The 18,853-nt window shown below is 32.7% G+C and carries 18 protein-coding genes; 12 read left to right on the top strand and 6 right to left on the bottom strand.

Annotation, left to right across the window (positions count from 1 at the left end; all coding sequences use genetic code 11):
* Positions 1-60 precede the first annotated feature (60 nt).
* Both O3802_RS07365 and O3802_RS07360 read left to right on the top strand, forming a co-directional pair.
* Positions 61-327, top strand: a complete 267-nt coding sequence (locus O3802_RS07365; RefSeq protein ID WP_371458956.1) for a hypothetical protein — start codon at positions 61-63, stop codon at positions 325-327.
* Positions 328-343: 16 nt separating this feature from the next.
* Complete coding sequence (locus O3802_RS07360) at positions 344-766, top strand: hypothetical protein (protein WP_371458955.1); 423 nt, start codon at positions 344-346, stop codon at positions 764-766.
* A 152-nt stretch (positions 767-918) separates the two neighbouring features.
* Here O3802_RS07360 and O3802_RS07355 read toward each other — a convergent pair whose 3' ends face one another.
* On the bottom strand, positions 919-2,013 hold the full coding sequence (locus O3802_RS07355; protein ID WP_371458954.1) for a metallophosphoesterase: 1,095 nt from the start codon (positions 2,011-2,013) through the stop codon (positions 919-921).
* A gap of 146 nt (positions 2,014-2,159) precedes the next feature.
* Positions 2,160-2,786 (bottom strand): superoxide dismutase, encoded by a 627-nt coding sequence (locus O3802_RS07350; protein ID WP_371458953.1) that lies wholly within the window; start codon positions 2,784-2,786, stop codon positions 2,160-2,162.
* Between the two features lie 187 nt (positions 2,787-2,973).
* On the opposite strand from O3802_RS07350, the gene O3802_RS07345 reads away from it, so the two are divergent.
* A complete protein-coding gene (locus O3802_RS07345; RefSeq protein ID WP_371458952.1) occupies positions 2,974-3,603 on the top strand; it encodes a sunset domain-containing protein in 630 nt (209 codons plus the stop codon).
* 51 nt (positions 3,604-3,654) lie between these two features.
* On the opposite strand, the gene O3802_RS07340 is transcribed toward O3802_RS07345, so the two are convergent.
* From O3802_RS07340 to O3802_RS07330, 3 genes are all read right to left on the bottom strand, one after another.
* Positions 3,655-4,920 (bottom strand): hydroxymethylglutaryl-CoA reductase, degradative, encoded by a 1,266-nt coding sequence (locus tag O3802_RS07340; RefSeq protein ID WP_371458951.1) that lies wholly within the window; start codon positions 4,918-4,920, stop codon positions 3,655-3,657.
* A 115-nt stretch (positions 4,921-5,035) separates the two neighbouring features.
* Positions 5,036-6,208, bottom strand: a complete 1,173-nt coding sequence (locus O3802_RS07335) for a hydroxymethylglutaryl-CoA synthase (protein WP_371458950.1) — start codon at positions 6,206-6,208, stop codon at positions 5,036-5,038.
* A 267-nt stretch (positions 6,209-6,475) separates the two neighbouring features.
* Positions 6,476-7,654 (bottom strand): acetyl-CoA C-acetyltransferase, encoded by a 1,179-nt coding sequence (locus O3802_RS07330; protein WP_371458949.1) that lies wholly within the window; start codon positions 7,652-7,654, stop codon positions 6,476-6,478.
* Positions 7,655-7,963: 309 nt separating this feature from the next.
* Between O3802_RS07330 and O3802_RS07325 the strand changes: the two genes are divergently transcribed.
* Positions 7,964-8,770, top strand: coding sequence for a hypothetical protein (locus tag O3802_RS07325; RefSeq protein ID WP_371458948.1), 807 nt, complete (start codon positions 7,964-7,966; stop codon positions 8,768-8,770).
* Between the two features lie 507 nt (positions 8,771-9,277).
* Here O3802_RS07325 and ung read toward each other — a convergent pair.
* The gene (gene ung / locus O3802_RS07320; protein ID WP_371458947.1) at positions 9,278-9,937 is read right to left on the bottom strand and encodes a uracil-DNA glycosylase; all 660 of its coding nucleotides are present in this window, start codon (positions 9,935-9,937) and stop codon (positions 9,278-9,280) included.
* Positions 9,938-10,111: 174 nt separating this feature from the next.
* Between ung and proC the strand changes: the two genes are divergently transcribed.
* From proC to O3802_RS07280, 8 genes are all read left to right on the top strand, one after another.
* Positions 10,112-10,903, top strand: coding sequence for a pyrroline-5-carboxylate reductase (proC, locus tag O3802_RS07315; RefSeq protein ID WP_371458946.1), 792 nt, complete (start codon positions 10,112-10,114; stop codon positions 10,901-10,903).
* Positions 10,904-11,146: 243 nt separating this feature from the next.
* Complete coding sequence (locus O3802_RS07310; RefSeq protein WP_371458945.1) at positions 11,147-12,244, top strand: NAD(P)/FAD-dependent oxidoreductase; 1,098 nt, start codon at positions 11,147-11,149, stop codon at positions 12,242-12,244.
* A 275-nt stretch (positions 12,245-12,519) separates the two neighbouring features.
* Positions 12,520-13,329 (top strand): diadenylate cyclase CdaA, encoded by an 810-nt coding sequence (cdaA, locus tag O3802_RS07305; protein WP_371458944.1) that lies wholly within the window; start codon positions 12,520-12,522, stop codon positions 13,327-13,329.
* A gap of 11 nt (positions 13,330-13,340) precedes the next feature.
* Positions 13,341-14,300 (top strand): CdaR family protein, encoded by a 960-nt coding sequence (locus O3802_RS07300; RefSeq protein ID WP_371458943.1) that lies wholly within the window; start codon positions 13,341-13,343, stop codon positions 14,298-14,300.
* A gap of 2 nt (positions 14,301-14,302) precedes the next feature.
* Entirely contained in the window at positions 14,303-14,554 is a 252-nt protein-coding gene (locus O3802_RS07295; RefSeq protein WP_371458942.1) for a hypothetical protein, read from the top strand.
* A gap of 145 nt (positions 14,555-14,699) precedes the next feature.
* Entirely contained in the window at positions 14,700-16,571 is a 1,872-nt protein-coding gene (locus tag O3802_RS07290; protein ID WP_371458941.1) for a polysaccharide biosynthesis protein, read from the top strand.
* A 137-nt stretch (positions 16,572-16,708) separates the two neighbouring features.
* The gene (locus O3802_RS07285; protein ID WP_371458940.1) at positions 16,709-17,389 is read left to right on the top strand and encodes a sugar transferase; all 681 of its coding nucleotides are present in this window, start codon (positions 16,709-16,711) and stop codon (positions 17,387-17,389) included.
* A 200-nt stretch (positions 17,390-17,589) separates the two neighbouring features.
* Positions 17,590-18,807: a DegT/DnrJ/EryC1/StrS family aminotransferase gene (locus tag O3802_RS07280; protein ID WP_371458939.1), complete on the top strand. Its 1,218-nt coding sequence runs from the start codon at positions 17,590-17,592 to the stop codon at positions 18,805-18,807.
* Positions 18,808-18,853: the final 46 nt, after the last annotated feature.

Below are 18,853 nucleotides of genomic sequence, written 5' to 3'. Positions count from 1 at the left end.
TAGAAGAGAAAAACTATATAATTAAGTGTGATAGATTATTTTAAAAGGAGTTGCTAAATTATGAATATGAATACAGTTTATATAATGCTTGGATTTATTTTTATTTATGCAATAGTTGCAACTATTCGCGATAAAAGAAATAAACAAAACGCTAAAAGTAAAGAAGCATTCGAGAGATTACAAGAGAAAAATTATAGAAAAGAATTAGAAAGCATAATAGATTTTAGCCAAAGTGATACATTTAATATTGCGGCGTTAAGAAAGAAATACTTCTTAAATTATGCTGATGCTAAAAAACTGTGGGAGATACTAAAAACAAGAAAATAGGTTAGGAGAATAGATAATGAAAATAGGATTAATTATAATATTAGGAGTATGCCTTTTCGTATACTTTTCAATTAGATCGAAAACACCAAACCCAGAAGCGGAAGAGAAAGCTCGCTTAAGTAAGGAAAAATATGAAGAACTTATAAAGGAAGAAAAGAAAGAAGAAGTATTAGCTGTTATTGATACATCTCAAGGAGATATAGCTAATATAAAATTGTTAAGGGAAGCGTATGGTTTGAATCTTCTAGATGCTAAAAACTTATGGGAACATATTAAGCCAAGCACATTAGAGGGAATGGATTTTTCTAATGTAAGAGATATAGTAGACTATTCTCAAGGAGATGTAGCTAATATAAAAATTATTAAAGATTATTATAAAATAGATTTGAAAACAGCTAAAGAATTATGGGATAGCATAAGAGAACAAGAGAACCAATAAGAATTAGGTTCTATAAGAGATTAATTTTATAGTTTTAGAAAGTTGATCTAATTAGCTGTAGGTTGAATATGTATAAAATAAACCAGTAGAAAGTTACTCGATAAAATTGATGTTAAAAAATATAATTTCGAGTTACTTCTTACTGGTTTTATTTATTTTCCTTCTATTGTAATTATCCAAACTTCACTGCGAGCTGTTGTTTTGAAAGGAGGTCCCCAAAAACCGTAACCAGCTGATGTAAAGAAATGTCTACCGTTAATTTCTTTATAACCATAGTCCAGTGTGTAAATATACTTTGTAATATAGTTAATCGGCCACATTTGTCCATGATGAGTATGACCAGATAGTTGAACATCGATAGGTAAGGTGCTATGATGGTCAATATCAGTAGGTTGATGATCAATTAAGATAGTTGTCTTGTTAGTATCCACATTTTTTAAAATATCTTCAGTAGATTTCCGATTGCGATCAGTTTTGTCGTTACGCCCAACAAGGTTAATATAAGATGTAAGTTCATAATTTTCATCTAGGAGCACCTTAATACCAGCTTTCGAAACTTCTTCCGTAATAGCACGGGTATCGTGGTCATGATTCCCCATAACGGTATAAATGCCAAGTGGAGCACTTAGTTTGCTAAGGTTTTCTTTCATATTATGCTTTTTGTATATAACCATGTCATCATCCATAAGGTCTCCTGCGATAACTACAGCATCAGGTTTTTGTTCAGAGATAATTTTATTTAGTTTTTCCAACTGACCATTACCAAAAAATGTACCAAGATGTAGGTCAGAAACCATAGCTATCTTTAGTGGTTTATCAAGTGGTTTATCAACTTTTACAGTTTGATTTATTACCACAGGAGAATAAGCCCAAAATAGGCCGAGTGCAGTCATAAATATAAGATATACGGTAGTTATTCCTAAGCTAAACCCTTGTGTTAAGTTGACTTTAAATATTTTTAGAACCAATTTAATAATAAGAAGTCCGATGCCTAAAACAACACCGTTTAGGAAGTAGAAAAACCAAATATTTCCGTAGTTGACCCAAGGAGCACCAAGACGTAATAGATAACCGATAATAGAAAAATTTGCGAAGATAAAAAATATTATCGCAATAAAAAGTTTTAACCCTGGAGCAATAAAAGGAGTAATCATCCATTTTAAACCAAGCCATAAGAGTACTACGAGTATTTCATAAAAGATAGCTATACCAATAAAGGCAGCTATAACTTTCCAATTAACAATCATGTAAAATCCTCCAGTTAATTTATCAATAAAATAAGAAAATCGTGGCACTAAGACTAGATTCTCGTGTTTATAAAAATTAAATTTAATAAAGTAATCTATAATATTATAGATATTAAAAAGAGGGAGAAGCCCTCTTTTTAGTCATATTATTTTCCTAATTTTTCTAATTGTTTAGCTAAGCGTTCGTTTACGAAGTCCCAGTTAACTACACGGAAGAATTCTTTAATATAGTCTGGACGACGGTTTTGATAGTTTAGGTAGTAAGCATGTTCCCAAACATCTAGTCCAAGAATTGGAACAAGTCCTGTTAAGTGTGGAGAATCTTGGTTAGCTGTTGAAGTAACAACTAATTTTCCATCTTTATCAAGAGCTAGCCATGCCCAACCGCTGCCAAATCTTGTAGTTGCAGCAGCAGAGAAGCTTTTAACAAACTCTTCGTAACCACCTAATTCAGCATCAATTTTTTCTTTAACTAAACCGCCAAATTCAGAAGAATCAGGTTTAGTTAGTGATTTCCAAAATAGTCTATGGTTGTCGTGACCACCACCGTTATTAATAACTGCTTGACGGATGTCGGCAGGAACGCTGTCAATATTTTTTAACAATTTGCAAATACATTTTGCTTCGAATTCTGGGTGTTTTTCTAAAGCTGCGTTTAAATTATTAACATAAGCCGCATGGTGTTTTCCGTGGTGAATTTCCATTGTTTTAGCATCGATAACAGGCTCTAAGTAATCAAAAGCATAAGGTAATTCAGGTAATTTAAATGTCATAGTAATAAGCCTCCTGGTTTTTTTAATCAATATATATAAGTTAATTATAAGAAAATTTTTAAAAATAAACAACAAAACTGCTTGTAAAAAATAATTTTATAATTGGGGAAACAATTTGAAAGTAATTGTATAAGTTTGAAAAAAGTGTTAGAATATATAAAGTGAAAAATATTTAAGGAGAAAAGTCGTGAATAAATTTATAAAAGAGCATGGACAAATGGTTTTATGGTTTATATTTGTGATATTTATGTTTATATCGCTTAGTATGGTCTTTACTCATGGACCAGAATATGCAATGATTGTCTTTATATTTAGTTTTATATTACTATGCCCGCCTGTTATCAAACTTATTCAACGCAAAACAAGGATTAAGAAAGTGGTGCTAGGGGTAATAGCTGCTTTTGTATTGTCGTTTACTATGATGATAAGCAATCATTTCAGTGAAGCAAAAAAAGAAGAGCAGATAAGAACATTCCAAGAGAAGAAGGAAGAACGCGAGAAAAAAACTGAAGAGCAGGCAGATGAAAAACGAGATGCTTCAGAAGAAGGTAAATCTCAAAATCAAACGAGGACGTCAGCAACTAAACAGAGTCTAGAAAATGAAATGAAGGCGACTATGAATGATATAAAAAAAGAGCAAGAACAAAAGCAAAAGCAGGAGAAAGCTAAAAAAGCTGTAGTAGTTCGTGCAAGTAAAAAAAGTGGCCAGTACTATACTCCTGAACATCCGTCTTACAATCAGGTAGCAGCTAAAAACTTATTAGTATTTAATTCGGAAGAAGCAGCACAAAAAGCAGGATATAAGAGAGCTGCGTAAGGTAATATTCTAAAAATCGATGTAACAAAATTAAGTTACATCGATTTTTTCTTATTTTTTATATGTATTTACTATCTCTTTAGCAGTAGCTAGGTTCATGTGCTTTTCAGCACGTAGCTTTTCAACCACTTCATCAAGAATATCAGTAGTTGCACCTGCTAAAATAGCCAATGATTTTGCGTGTAGCTTCATATGGCCTTTTTGAATACCATCACCTACTAAAGCACGTAAAGCAGCAAGGTTTTGAGCAAGTCCAATAGATACGATAATGCTTGCCAAAGTTTTCGCATCAGGATTTTCTAACATAGCGCGTGCAACTTTTACACTAGGGTTGATCCCGATAGAACCACCGACACTAGCTACTGGCATAGGTAATGTCAGTTCTCCGATTAAAACTTGTGTTTCTAAGTCACAAGTCCAAGTAGAAAGTCCTTTGTATTTTCCGCTACGTGCTGCCCAACTTTGGCAACTAGCTTCAATAGCGCGCCAATCATTTCCGCTTGCGATAACAATACTGTCGATACCGTTGAAAATTCCTTTGTTGTGTGTTGCTGCACGATAAGTATCTGCTTGAGCAAACTTGCTCGCTAGTTCTATACGTTTTGCAATGTATTCTCCATTATCTCCAAGATTTGAAAATGGAATTTCACAGCGACTTGAAACTAAAGAACGTGTTGCGTAATTAGATAAAATTGCCATAAGGGCAACGCCACCGGTAAGACTTTCAAGAGATATTTTTACTGCCTCAAGCATAGTGTTAAGCATATTAGCCCCCATCGCTTCTAAAGTATCAACTATTAAATAAACAACTACAAAAGTAGTATCATCCTCAGTCAGAACTTTAACCTCTAAATCGTAAGCACCACCGCCACGCTTAACTATAGACGGATAAGCTTTATTTGCTGTTTTAAGCAGAAGCTCTTTATTGTCTAAGACAAGATTGCAAGTAGCCTCAATATCGTTAATATCATAGAGCGCAATATGTCCGATCATTTTTCTATCGTGGATAGTGGTACTAAATCCCCCGCAACGTTCAACTATTTTTCCAGCATTGCTGCATGCAGCAATAACAGAAGGTTCTTCGGTAACCATAGGAACTAGATAGCTTTTTTTATCAACAACAAAATTAGGAACAACACTAAATGGTAAAGAAAATGTCCCGACAACATTTTCTACCATATTATTAGCTGTTTCAAAATCTAATACAGAATTGCTGTTCAGTAAGTTGAAATGATCATTATCTAAAATATTAGCTTCTTTAATAACATTTAAACGTTCATCGCGAGTTTTCTTATAAAATCCACTCCAATTATTCATTATAGGAACCTCCCTTTCGGTAATTTTTGAAAAAACCTCACTAACAATTAACTAATAGCTTTATAAATAGTGGTGTTAGTGAGGTTTATAAGTTAGTGTAAAATTAACTAAGTTTTTAAATTTGTTTTTTATAGATTCGTTTGTGATTCTCGATTTTTTCTAGGACGAAACGACTTTCATCACGAATATCAGAAATATCTAGATTACCATCTTCATCAACGGTAGTATCTCTAAAGAACATTTTTTCATATTCATCAACAGAGATTTGTTTTCTATTATTAAACTGTTCAAGTCTATTAGTTTTTAATTGGTTTTCATAACCTTCGACTAGCGTCATACCAAATACTTCGGCAACAGCACCACTACCATAACTATAAAGAGCGATTTTATCCCCTGCTTTAAGAGTAGTGTTGTTTTCAAGAAGAGATAATAGCCCTAAGAATAATGAACCTGTATAAATATTACCAACACGTTGGCTATAAAGAATAGATTCGTTAAAACGTGCTAATAAGTTTTCTTTTGTAGATTCATTATTTTCTTGTTCTAATAATAGTTGTAATCCTTTAAGACCAAGTTTTGGATATGGTAGATGTAAACATACCGCACTAAAGTCTTGTAGTTGTTGTTTTGTTCTTTCTAAATATTTAGCCCAAACACTCTCTAGACATCCAAGATATTGCTCAGTTGAAAATTTTCCTTCAACAAAAGCGTATTGAGAATAGTTGGGACGCCAAAAATCCATGACATCACGAGTAAGGCAAAGATTATCATTGTTTAATTCTAGAAGACGAGGATTACTAGTAACAAGCATAGCGCAACTACCAGCTCCTTGTGTAGATTCTCCAGAAGATTTTATTCCATATTTAGCGATATCGCTCGCAATTACAAGTACCCTTGAATCAGGATTATTCAAGACATGATTTTTTGCGAAATCAAGAGCTGCAGTAGCCCCATAACAAGCTTCTTTTACTTCGATAGCACGCACAAATGGTTGAATATCTAATAGTCCGTGGATAAACACGGCAGAAGCTTTGCTTTGGTCGATACCAGACTCTGTTCCGACTATAATCATATCTATTTTTTCTAAGTCTTCATCATCTAAAATTTCAAAAGCAGCTTGAGCGCCAAGTGTAACGATATCTTGGCTTACTGGCGGAATACTCATTTCTAATTGAAGTAAACCTTTAGTAAACTTATCAGGTTCAATACCACGAGCTATTGCTAGGTCACGAATATCTAGATAGTACTCGGGCATTGCAAACCCAATCTTATCAATTCCTATTTTCATTTTACTTTTACCTTTCGATTACTATTAATCTAATTTTTCCTAAATATATACCGAACTCTCCAAGAATTCAAATAAAAGTTTACGCAATTACTATTGTATACAATTTTTCGTAAATAGTCCACAGTTAGACTGTTTAAAGTTAAAAAAGTTTCTTGACAATAAGATTTTAGTATAGAAGCTTAAATTAAACTTAAAAAAACTAGATTTAGTTATTCTAATTGATAGAAGGAAACAATAAATCTAGTTATATATTACTTATAATAGTTTTTAATCACGGCTTATAACCACAGAAATACCTTGACCGCCACCAATACAAAGAGAACATAGTCCGCGGTTTTTGTTTTCATTGATTAGCTCATATACTAAAGTAACAAGAATTCGGCAACCGCTTGCTCCAATAGGGTGACCTAAAGCTATAGCACCACCATTGATATTAACTTTAGCAGTATCAAGATTAAGTTCGTTAAGAACAGCTATCGATTGTGCCGCAAAAGCTTCGTTAAGTTCGAATAAATCAATATCATCAGTTGTTAAATTCAGTTTATCTAAAACTTTTCTCGTTGCGGGTATTGGACCAAGACCCATAACTTTATTATCTAATCCAGCGGTAGCATAACCATCGATAAATCCAAGGATATTAATGCCTAGCTCATTAGCACGTTTTTCAGACATCAGAATAATGCAGGCAGCCCCATCATTAATACCAGAAGCATTGCCAGCTGTTACAGTTCCATCTTTTTTGAATGCTGGGCGTAGTTTTGCTAGAGATTCTAGATTAGTACTAGGACGAACAAATTCATCTGTATCAAAAACTTTTTCTTCTTTACGTGTTTTTATCGTAATAGGAACTATTTCATTTGAGAATTTTCCTTTTTTAATAGCAGCGCTTGCTTTTTGTTGACTAAGAACTGCGAATTCATCTTGTTGCTCACGACTGATAGCAAATTGCTCAGCAATATTTTCCGCAGTAATGCCCATATGATAATTTTCAAAAGCATCGGTTAGACCATCATGAATAATACTATCTTCAAGTTCGAAGTTTCCTAGTTTAGCACCAAAACGTGCATCTTTTGTGTAATAAGGGGCAGTGCTCATGTTCTCTACACCGCCACAAACAACGATATCATTGTCACCAAGTAAAATAGATTGAGCGCCTAAAACAACGCTTTTTAGACCAGAACCGCAAACCTTATTTACGACAAATGCACTCTTTTCTTGTGGAATACCAGCAAAGATCGCGATTTGACGAGCGATGTTTTGTCCAAGACCAGCTCCAAGAACATTGCCGAAGATTACTTCGTCAACAAGGGTAGGGCTTAGATTTATTTCCTCTAATGATTTTTTTACAACTTCAGCTCCAAGTGTTGCAGCTGGAATATCTTTAAGACTACCGCCAAAACTACCGATAGCGGTACGTTTAGCACTAACAATAGCGACTCTACTCATATATCAATCTCCTATCCATATAATCGAGTATATTTTACTATAAAAAAACTATCAGTTCAAATTTTACGTGCGAACTATTGAAAAGAGTTTTTTAAGAAGATAGAGAAAAAATAACAAGAAGTAAATTCAAAAAAATGAGATAAAAAGCTATAACAGAGACTTTTGAAATAAAAATAAAATTATTTCGTAATATAAATGTAATATTTTTGTAATAAAACGTTGCTTTTTGTAATTTTTGGGAGTATAATATAATTAAAGAAGAGAAGAAATAGAAGTAAATAATATTAAGACAGAAAGTGGGTAGCGAAAATGAACAAAATTTTAAAAATTGCAGCGGTTTTTGTTTTAGGAATAGGAGTTTTAACAGGATGTACAGATAAAGTAGCGAAAAAAATAACTAATGAGACAGAAAAAACACAAGATGTTACAACGAATATGTTAAAAGATGATGCTAATGTTGATGAACAAAATCAACAAGAAAATAAAGACAACAATGTCGTCAACAAAAATGAAAATCAAACAATAGTACCAACTAATAGAAATAATACTAATAAATACAATCATAACTTTAATGAAGCAGGGAAAATATTAGAGCTTATGAATTATAGCTTACTTAACTTTAAAGGTTCTACAGCAGCTAATGCAATTCGTTATAGTGTTATAAATAACGGAACAGATAATCAAGTTGTCTTTGCCCCAGCTACCTATGTATTAGATTTAATCAATACTTATAATGAAGGAACTTATAATCTAAAAGATGTATTTGCAAAATTAAATGCAGAAAGAGGAATAACTTTTATAGAATTAGATAAAAGCAAAGTGGAATATACTCAAGAAGAATTAGAAAAATTAGTAAAAGATGATAACACTATTGTATATTTTAAAAAAGATAATGCTTTTGGACTACGTCATATGGCTGGTATAGGTGGAGCTACAGACTCAATTTTTGCACCGGTCGAACGTTGGCAAGTTCAAGGGGATAGAATAATAATACCATTTGTTACTATAGCTACTAATCGACCAACAGGTGTAATTACATTACGATTAAATAATAAACAATATGCAAGTGGTCAACATAAAACTATGTATTATGTTGAAAAATTTGTAATATACTAAACAATAAAAAAGAGCGCCTTAAAAAATTGATATGGATAATCAAGGATTTAAGGCGCTTCTTATTTAATTATAGGCAAAATAAAAAAGCTAAGTATAGGGGATACTTAGCTTTTTTATGAACTAAATTAAGTTCGAAGCAATTTCTTGCTTATTAATATCTAATCTTATATACAAATAACAAAAGAGTACCGCTACTCTTAAAGGGAGAATGGCTTGCCTAGGGAGCGACAAGCCACATTATGAAAAAAATTAAAAAGTTTTATTATCTGTTAATATCATAAAGAATTAACTGAAATATTGGTTTAAACAAAAATATTTTCAAACTTAAAAGGGAGAAACGACAAGCGTCGTTAAGAATGAAAAATTAATTATTTTTGTTTAAGTCATAATTATATCTTTCTTACTTAAAATATACTTAAAATTATTTTAAAATTTTTCAATTGAAATTTATTTTTATTAAAATCTTGAAAAAAATAGAATCCTAAACTTAAAATTAGCTCATTAGAACTAGTTTTCCAAGTTAAAATCAATAGGCTTTTTACCGACCTCTTCCAGGTATGAATTTATACGTGAAAATACTTTGCTACCAAAGAAACCACGATAAGCAGATAGCGGACTTGGGTGCGGAGATTCTATTATTTTGTGGCGAGAGCTGTCTATTAGAGTTTTTTTACTTCTAGCGTAGCTTCCCCATAGTACAAATACAACGTTATTATTTTTTTGTGAAATAGTTTCTATTATATAATCTGTAAAATCTTGCCAACCTACATTGCTATGACTTGCTGGTGAATATTCTTCAACGGTTAAAACAGAGTTCAATAGGAAAATACCTTGTTTAAACCATTTTTCTAAATTTCCTGTTTTTGCAGGAGTAATGCCAAGGTCATCATAAAGTTCTTTATAAATATTTATTAAGCTCTTAGGTAAAGGAACGCCATCATTTACAGAAAAACTTAATCCACAAGCTTGCCCAGGATTGTGATAGGGGTCTTGACCTAATATAACTACTTTTATATCTTGTAACGGCAGATCAAATACTTTAAAAACTAATTCTTTTGGTGGATAGATGGTCGCCATTTGTCTTTTTTTATTTATATTATCAACTGTTATGCCTAATTCGTTGCGCTTTGGATAATTTTTAAATATTTCTTTCCAACTGTTGTCCATAATAACTCCTTATTTACAAAAATTTCAATACACATTTAAGTATAACATAAGAGGAGGGACTAACAAAATTTATTAATAAGTAAGAATTAGAACGGTTAAATATGATATAATAGATAATGAGTGGAGAATAGTTTGTACATTCTCAAAAACTAAAAAATATAATTGGAGGTCAATATGAAGAAACTTGGTTTTATAGGCGTTGGTAATATGGGGGAAGCTGTTCTAAAAGGAGTAATTTCTAGTAAAAAAGTGGCAAGAGAAAATATTTTAGTTAGAAATTCTTCAGATAATAGCACAAAGAAGGTAGCTGAACGTAACGGAGTCCAAGCGGCCAATAGCTCAAAAAACTTGGCAAAAGAATGTGATATTGTATTTTTAGGAGTAAAACCATATTTAATAGCAAGTGTGCTAGAAGAAATTAAAGCAGAATTAGAAGGGAAAATAATTATTTCTATGGCTGCAGCAGTAGAAATAAAAGATATAGAAAGTATTGTACCAAGTGCAAAAGTAGTTCGCATTATGCCGAATACGCCCGTTCAAGTAGGTGCGGGGGTTGTTGGTGTTAGTGTAGGACATAATATAGAATCAACAGAAGTGGAGTATGTTTTAAGTTTATTTAGTAGTCTTGGGTTATCAGAGGTGATAGCGGAAAAAGACATGGCTGGCTTAACTGCGCTTAGTGGGTCAGGTCCTGCTTATGGTTATTTATTTATCGAGGCATTAGCTGATGGTGCGGTGTTAAATGGATTGCATCGTGAAGCTGCTTATCGCTTGGCAGCACACACGGTAATAGGGGCTGCAAAAATGGTATTAGAAACAGGAGAACATCCAGGGAAACTAAAGGATAATGTTTGCTCACCATCAGGTAGTACAATCGAAGCTATCCGTATTCTTGAAGAAAAAAATTTCCGTTCAGCAGTAATTGAATGCGAAAAAGCTTGCTTTGAAAAGTTAAAAGAGATGTAGGGTTAAAGTCTAACAATAAAGTATAAAATTCATAAAAGTTAAAAGAATCTTAATGATTAGAAGTCATTAAGATTCTTTTTATGGGCTATATTTATATAGCTTGATATAAATAAATATCCATAATAAATAAGAAAATATGCTGAAGAAAATCTGATTGATTCTATAAAAAGTTTACTAGCATTTTTTTTTGATGTATAATTTTTATAGTAGAATTTTTTAAAAAACTATCAAGTGAGGTAAACTATGAAAGTAGCGATAATAGGTGGAGGGATAGTAGGTGCGACATGTGCGTACTATTTGTCGAAAGATAAAGATGTAGAGTTGACGGTTTTTGATTACGGTGTAGGACAAGCGACAAAAGCCTCAGCAGGTATAATAAGTCCATGGTTTTCTAAACGTCGCAATAAGCCTTGGTACAAGATGGCGCGCTTAGGTGCAGATTTTTACTTACAACTTGTCCAAGATTTAGAAGATGAAGGTATCAATACGAATTTTTATTCGCAATGTGGAGTATATTTATTAAAAAAAGATGAAGCTAAACTACCAGAACTAAAAGAATTAGCGGAAAGCCGTATGGAATTATCACCAATGATAGGCGAGCTAAAATTACTGTCTAAAGAAGAGGTACAAAAAGTAATCCCAAGCTTTGATAATAATGGTGATGTACTTTATGCTAGCGGTGGAGGTCGCGTTGAGGGTGAACGCTTTGTAAAAACTTTACTTGAAGCATCAAAGGCACAAGTCTTTAATAAAAAAGTATCTTTAGGATTAGCTGGGGATAAGTATTTAGTAGATAACAAGGAGTTTGATGTTGTAGTTCTTGCGACGGGTGCGTGGCTAAAAGATGTCCTAGAGCCACTTGGTTTCGAAGTTGATGTTCGTCCTCAAAAAGGACAACTACGTGATTATAAAATAAAAGATAACAGTACAGCTGCTTATCCAGTAATTATGCCAGAAGGAGAGCTAGATATAATTCCTTTTGAAAATGGTGTGGTTAGCGTTGGGGCAACCCATGAAAATGACATGGGATTTGACTTGGAAGTCGATAAGGAGCAGTTGGATACCTTTGGAAATGAAGCTCAACAATTTTTAAAAGAACTAGCTGATGCGCAAATTATTAATGAACGAGTGGGTATTAGAGCTTATACTTCAGATTATTCACCGTTTTACGGAGAGGTACCAACGTTGAAAAATGTTTTTGCGGCAAGTGGACTGGGTTCTTCAGGATTAACAACAGGACCAATTATCGGTTATAGTATCGCAAATATGATTTTAGGACGTGAAAACGAGTTGGATTCACAAGATTATGATATAAATGCTTATATAACTATAAAAGAGTAGTTTTGGCTTATTTTATGAATAAATGCATAAATTTTTATATGTAAGAATATTAGTCGATTAAGTAAAAGGAGATATTTGAAAAAACTTCAAAATATCTTCTTTTTATTTTGAAAAACATCTTACAATCACAATATTTTATGTTATAATGGAGAGTGGAGAGTTGTATAGTAAAGTGTAGGGGTTTTAAAGATAGGAGTATACCTGCTATTTATTTCGCTACATTACTATAAAAATAGAAAGGTAATATTATACATTACTTAAGGAAGGAGATTATTATGATAGCTGATTACCTATCAGGCATAAGCACGTTAACACTAGTTATTCACCTGCTAGATATACTTTTAGTATGGTTTTTAGTATATAAGTTATTAACATTGTTAAAAGGTACTCGTGGTATGCAATTGGTTAAAGGAATTTTAATCATTATTGGGTTAAAAATATTTTTTAACTTTATTGGTTTTACAACGATGACTTACATATTCGATCAAGTGGTTACTTGGGGAGTGTTGGGAATTATGATTATATTCCAACCGGAATTGAGACGTGCCTTAGAATATATAGGTAGGGTTCAGTGGACTAATATTCTCAATTTTAACTATAAAGATGTTCAAAAAGGACAAAAAGAGCATATAATAAAGGCTGTCGCTACTTCATCAAGACATATGGCAAGACGTCGTATAGGCGCGCTTATTGTATTAGAAAATAATACCGGGCTTGATGAATATGTGGAAAGTGGAATAGAGATTAATGCAGAAGTAACGCATGAACTTATTATTAATATTTTTATTCCGAATACGCCACTCCATGATGGAGCGATGATTATTAATAAAGATAAAATTCGAGCTGCTAGCTGTGTATTACCGCTATCGGATAATAGAACTATCGCTAGTAGTTATGGAACACGCCACCGCGCAGCATTAGGATTATCAGAACTCACAGATGCAATTGTTATTGCTGTTTCAGAGGAAACAGGGAAAATAAGTGTATGCCAAAATGGTAAATTAACAACAGATTTTACGGATGAAAAATTGATGAAGTACCTAGAAGAAAATTGGCAACAACAAAATGAAAAGATTATTAAATAAGAGGTGATATTATGAGATTAAAAGAGAATAATCAATTAAAGTTAATATCATTTTTAATAGCAATACTACTATTTATATCGGTAAATGAAAATTTTAAAAATTTTTCTGTATTAGGAAATAGTGATAATAAATCAACCGCTTGGGTTACTGATGTTCCTCTTGAGGCAGATTATGATAGGGAAAAATTGTATGTAGTTGGGATACCAAATACTGTTTCTGTAAAGCTATCTGGATCATTGGCAAAAGTACAAAAAGAGAGTGTAGCGCGTCGCTTCAAAGTCAAGCTTAATCTGAAAAATGCTCAAATAGGAGATGATCAGAAAGTAAAACTAGAGATAGAAGGCTTGGAGAGAGGTGTTGAAGGAACGGTAGAGCCAGGAACAATTACGATTTCTATCAGGGAAAAGGTGACACGTGAGTTTAAGGTGATGCCTACTGTGAAAAAAGAAAGACTATTAATAGGGTATGAAGTAGAAAAACTTAGCGTTAATAATGAAACTGTAAAAATCTCTGGGGATATTGATAGTATTAATAGAATACATGAGGTTCGTGCAGAAAGTGCTACTCGTACTAAACTAAATAAAAATACTAAAGAAGAAGCAAAATTAGTTGCTTATGATAGGGATTATAACAAGATAGAAGATATTCAGATAGAACCTGGTTCAACGGTAATGTCGATTGAGCTAAAAAGTTTAGAAAAAGAAGTTCCGTTAGAAGTTAATACTATTGGAAAACTACCATCTGGGTATGAACTAGTTAGTGTAACGGCGGATGTGAGTAAGGTTACTATTCGAACAGAAAATCAAGAAACATTAGATAGAATAACAAAAATGCTAGTTGATGTGGACTTGAGTGATGTTAAGGAAGAGGTAGAAGAACGTAGTAACTTGAAGATTTATTCAAAAGAAGATTTTCGAGTAGCGACTGACACACCAATAGTAAAAGTAACTATAAAAGTAAGGAAAAAATAAGTATGTCAGATAAAAAAATGATGTTTTTAGCGGTGAATATGTTGATAACGGTGTTGAGTTTGGCTATAATAATAGGAACGGTATTTATCGAAAATCAAAAGACAAAACTAGTAGCTATAGCCGTGGCAATCAGCATACTTGTAACTCAAAAAATTGTAGAAATAATTGTTATAAAAGAGACAAGGAAGGTAAGTATAGTAGTTTTGATTATTATAGTTGCCGCCGCTGGTTATTTCGGATACAAAATTTTTTAAAAAAAGGGGGAGCTAATGTTATTTACTTTAGCTCCTAATTTTAAGAAGTATAGTTTTAGAACGACTTTATTACTAAGAATAAGTTAAAGTTAAATTGCTAGCTTGGGGAAAATATGGAGTTCTAATAAAATTGTAGGAGATTAGTATGGATAAATTATTTTCATCAAAAATATATATAAAGCATCGCTTTAAATTGATAATGTTATTAGATTTGAATATTGTAGCATTAGGGATTGTTGCATCAATACTTTTAGGTAAGGCTTCTGATCCTTTCGAAATGTTAACCACTCACTATATAGAAATAGGTGGATTTTTAATTATCTCTTTAATTATCTATGCTATTTGTTTCAAATTATTTGGGATAAATAAGTCGTTGTGGTCATATTTAGGAGTTAATGAAATTGTTAATATCTGTGTTTCTGTGTTTGTTGCAGATTTAATTACAAGCATACTATATCAATATATGCTTCCAGATACATTTTCTAATATAAGATTCGCTATTTTCTCACCATTATTAATTATTGCTGGAATTATGTTTATTAGAATGCTTTATCGTGCGTTACGTGAGCGAGAAGTAGGACGCACAGGAAAAGCTACATACAAAAATACCTTTATTATTGGGGCGGGGGATGCTGGATATATTCTTTTAAAAGAATTATCTAAAAATAATGTTTTTCGAGCTAATGTTGTAGGGCTTATTGATGATAATAGAAAAAATTCTGTAATAAGTGGTGTAACTGTTATTGGAACAACTTATGAATTGTTAAAACTTATTCCAGAGTATGAAGTTGAACAAGTGTTTTTAGCAATACCATCTATAGATGCATATAATAGAAATAGAATATTAAATGTTTTAAAAGAAGCGAATGTTAGTATAAAAGTGATGGGTTCTGGTGTAACAGTTGAAGATGGGGAAAATATTTCTAAACATCTTAAAGACGTTTCAATAGAAGATTTGTTGGGGCGTGGGGAAGTTAAGCTTTCTCAGGGGGAAATTCGTAGCTATCTACGCGGTAAGAGTGTTCTTGTCACAGGTGCCGGTGGTTCAATCGGTAGCCAAATAGTTCGTGAGATTTTCAAGTTTAAGCCAAGTAACTTGATTTTAGTAGATGTAAATGAAAATGCACTTTATATGTTAGAGCGTGATCTTGATTTTGAAAGAAGTCATTCAAAAGAATATGAAGGTGTAAATTATATCTCAGAAATTGTTAGCATTCGTGAAAAAGAGGCTTTAAGAGAAGTATTTGATAAATATAAACCAGAGGTAGTCTTTCATGCGGCAGCTCATAAACATGTACCTCTAATGGAACGTCGCCCGCAAGAAGCGATTAAAAATAATGTTTTCGGGACAAAAAATGTTATGGATGTAGCGATAGAAAAAGATGTTGAACGTTTTATTATGATTTCGACAGACAAAGCGGTAAATCCAGCCAATGCAATGGGTGCTTCAAAACGTTTAACAGAGATTATCTTACAGTCAAAAGGTAATAAATACAAAACGAAATTTGCAGCTGTTCGCTTTGGTAATGTTTTAGGATCTAATGGTTCGGTTATTCCAATTTTTAAAGAACAAATAAGGAAAGGCGGGCCAATAACGATAACACACCGCAATATTATCCGTTACTTTATGACTATACCAGAAGCGGCGCAGTTGGTTCTACAAGCTGGTTATTATGCGAGTGAAGGGGAAATTTTCCTTCTAGATATGGGAGAACCGGTAAAAATTATAGATTTAGCGACAAACCTAATCAAACTTTCTGGTCTAGAGCCGTATAAAGATATAGCTATTGAAGAAATTGGGCTTCGTCCAGGGGAAAAAATGTATGAGGAATTGTCGTTAGATTACGAAAATAGCGAGAAGACAGATAATAAGATGATTTATAAAAATACAACTCTAGATATTGATGTAGATGAGTTGAATGCTAAATTGGACAAGCTACAAGCGATGCTAGGACACGCAACAAACGAAGAAATTCGTAATGAGCTGTTTGAAATAATAAATTGTTATAATGGGTAGAAGAACAAAAACTCCATCGTTGAGTGCGATGGAGTTTTTGCTCTATCTTTTTTTATTTTAACAAGTATGCTATAATTGTTAAGGAAAACAAACTTATTCAAAAAAATATGCAGTTTTGAGTAAAAGTAAGGTGAAAGATGAATATAGACAAAAGATTTGAAACAGAGATAGTAAAAAAATATAGAGAAGAAATAGAAAAGAGAAAAATATCGTTGTTTTTGAAGCTGCTTTTAGATAAAGTATTAGCTTTAATATTGCTTATTCCGCTAAGTCCTATAATTTTGATAATAGCTATTTGGATAAAGTTGGATAGTGAGGGGCCTATATTTTATCGTCAAGAGCGTATTACAACTTACGGTCGTCCGTTTAGAATTTTTAAATTTAGAACAATGGTTAAAGATGCAGATAAACTTGGGGCAGCTGTAACCGAACATAATGATCCACGTATAAGTCATGTTGGGAATAAACTTCGTAAGGTTCGTCTTGATGAGTTACCACAGTTGTTTAACGTACTTTTTGGGGATATGAGCTTTGTCGGTGTTCGTCCAGAGGTTGCAAAGTATGTTAATCGCTATACTGATGAGATGAATGCAACATTACTTCTCCCGGCAGGAATAACGTCTCCTGCGAGTATTGAATACAAAGATGAGGATGAAGTAATTGAAAAGTTCAAAGGGACAGGACGTTCTATCGATGATATTTATATTGAAGAAGTTTTACCGGATAAGATGAAATACAATTTAGCCTACCTCAAGAACTTTAGTATAATGAATGATATAAAAATAATGATAAAAACAGCGTTAGCGGTCATAAAGTAGTAGAACAAGGTTAATTTGATGTTGCATCTACTATATGAGAATTAACTCTAACAATTTAAATATAAAGACACAAGAGAAGTTTCCACACTATTCTCTTGTGTTTTTTATCATGATAGCTGAAATTTTTCTAAAATTAGAGTATAATAAAGAGATAATATAAAAAAGGAAGGTTAATAAACATTAAAAGATTAGGAGTCAAAATGAAAAAATACAATATTCCTTTTTCACCACCAGATTTAATAGAAGAAGAAATAGCAGAAGTAGTAGATACTTTAAAATCTGGATGGATAACAACAGGACCTAAAACAAAAGAATTAGAAAGAAGACTATCAGAATATACAACAACACCAAAAACAGTATGCTTAAATTCAGCGACTGCAGCATTAGAACTTGTCTTGCGCGTGTTAGGAATAGGTGAAGGAGATGAGGTAATTGTTCCAGCTCTAACTTATACAGCATCTTGTAGTGTTATTTACCATGTAGGCGCAAAGGCTGTTATGGTTGATATTCAAACTGATAGCGCAGAGATGGATTATTCAAAACTTGCAGATGCAATAACACCAAGAACAAAAGCGATTATTCCGGTGGACCTTGCGGGTATTCCATGTGATTATGATAAAATTTTTGAAGTAGTAGAAAGTAAAAAAGAGTTATTCAGGGCAAACAGTATTTATCAAGAAAAACTTGGCCGTGTAGCTGTTATTGCTGATGGGGCGCACGCTTTGGGTAGTGAGTATAAAGGTGTAAAAATTGGAGCTGTCGCAGATTTTACAACATTCTCATTCCACGCGGTAAAAAACTTCACAACAGCAGAAGGTGGAAGTGTTACCTGGCGTGAAAATCCAACCTTTGACAATGAAGAATTATATAGAGAATTTCAAATTTTTTCACTTCATGGTCAAACAAAAGATGCGTTGGCAAAAACAAAAGCGGGTTCTTGGGAGTACGATATTATTATCCCAGGTTATAAATGCAATATGACTGATATTATGTCGTCTATTGGCTTAGTTCAACTAGATCGTTATCCTAAATTGTTAGAACGTCGTTTAGAACTTGTTGAAAAATATAACGCAGGTTTTAAAGGAAGCAAAGTAATTCCGTTGATTCACAATACAAAAGATCATAAAAGTTCAAATCACCTGTATATTACACATGTAGAAGGTGCCACATTTGAACAACGTGGAGAAATCATTGCGAAAATGGCGGAACGTGGAATTAGTTGTAATGTTCACTATAAACCATTGCCACTTCTTACAGCGTATAAAAATTTAGGTTTTGATATGAACGATTATCCAAATGCTTATTCATATTATGTTAATGAAGTGACATTGCCATTGCATACACGTCTTAGTGATGAGGATGTAGAAGTTATTATAGAAAACTTTAAAGAAGTAATAGCGGAGGTAGTAGGTGAGTAGAGCCACTATCAGAAAATAGCTGAAAGCTAGAATATTTATACAAGGA

The organism is Gemella sp. 27098_8_92 (assembly GCF_041433685.1).
GTDB lineage: Bacteria > Bacillota > Bacilli > Staphylococcales > Gemellaceae > Gemella.
The sequence above is the reverse complement of the archived record's forward strand: the minus strand, read 5'-3'. Positions and strand labels throughout refer to the sequence as shown.

Bases quoted from the DNA above. Each gene is read 5' to 3' on its own strand.
- O3802_RS07365 (WP_371458956.1), top strand. From the start codon at position 61: ATGAATATGAATACAGTTTATATAATGCTTGGATTTATTTTTATTTAT.
- O3802_RS07360 (WP_371458955.1), top strand. From the start codon at position 344: ATGAAAATAGGATTAATTATAATATTAGGAGTATGCCTTTTCGTATAC.
- O3802_RS07355 (WP_371458954.1), bottom strand. From the start codon at position 2,013: ATGATTGTTAATTGGAAAGTTATAGCTGCCTTTATTGGTATAGCTATC.
- O3802_RS07350 (WP_371458953.1), bottom strand. From the start codon at position 2,786: ATGACATTTAAATTACCTGAATTACCTTATGCTTTTGATTACTTAGAG.
- O3802_RS07340 (WP_371458951.1), bottom strand. From the start codon at position 4,920: ATGAATAATTGGAGTGGATTTTATAAGAAAACTCGCGATGAACGTTTA.
- O3802_RS07335 (WP_371458950.1), bottom strand. From the start codon at position 6,208: ATGAAAATAGGAATTGATAAGATTGGGTTTGCAATGCCCGAGTACTAT.
- O3802_RS07330 (WP_371458949.1), bottom strand. From the start codon at position 7,654: ATGAGTAGAGTCGCTATTGTTAGTGCTAAACGTACCGCTATCGGTAGT.
- O3802_RS07325 (WP_371458948.1), top strand. From the start codon at position 7,964: ATGAACAAAATTTTAAAAATTGCAGCGGTTTTTGTTTTAGGAATAGGA.
- ung (WP_371458947.1), bottom strand. From the start codon at position 9,937: ATGGACAACAGTTGGAAAGAAATATTTAAAAATTATCCAAAGCGCAAC.
- proC (WP_371458946.1), top strand. From the start codon at position 10,112: ATGAAGAAACTTGGTTTTATAGGCGTTGGTAATATGGGGGAAGCTGTT.
- O3802_RS07310 (WP_371458945.1), top strand. From the start codon at position 11,147: ATGAAAGTAGCGATAATAGGTGGAGGGATAGTAGGTGCGACATGTGCG.
- cdaA (WP_371458944.1), top strand. From the start codon at position 12,520: ATGATAGCTGATTACCTATCAGGCATAAGCACGTTAACACTAGTTATT.
- O3802_RS07300 (WP_371458943.1), top strand. From the start codon at position 13,341: ATGAGATTAAAAGAGAATAATCAATTAAAGTTAATATCATTTTTAATA.
- O3802_RS07295 (WP_371458942.1), top strand. From the start codon at position 14,303: ATGTCAGATAAAAAAATGATGTTTTTAGCGGTGAATATGTTGATAACG.
- O3802_RS07290 (WP_371458941.1), top strand. From the start codon at position 14,700: ATGGATAAATTATTTTCATCAAAAATATATATAAAGCATCGCTTTAAA.
- O3802_RS07285 (WP_371458940.1), top strand. From the start codon at position 16,709: ATGAATATAGACAAAAGATTTGAAACAGAGATAGTAAAAAAATATAGA.
- O3802_RS07280 (WP_371458939.1), top strand. From the start codon at position 17,590: ATGAAAAAATACAATATTCCTTTTTCACCACCAGATTTAATAGAAGAA.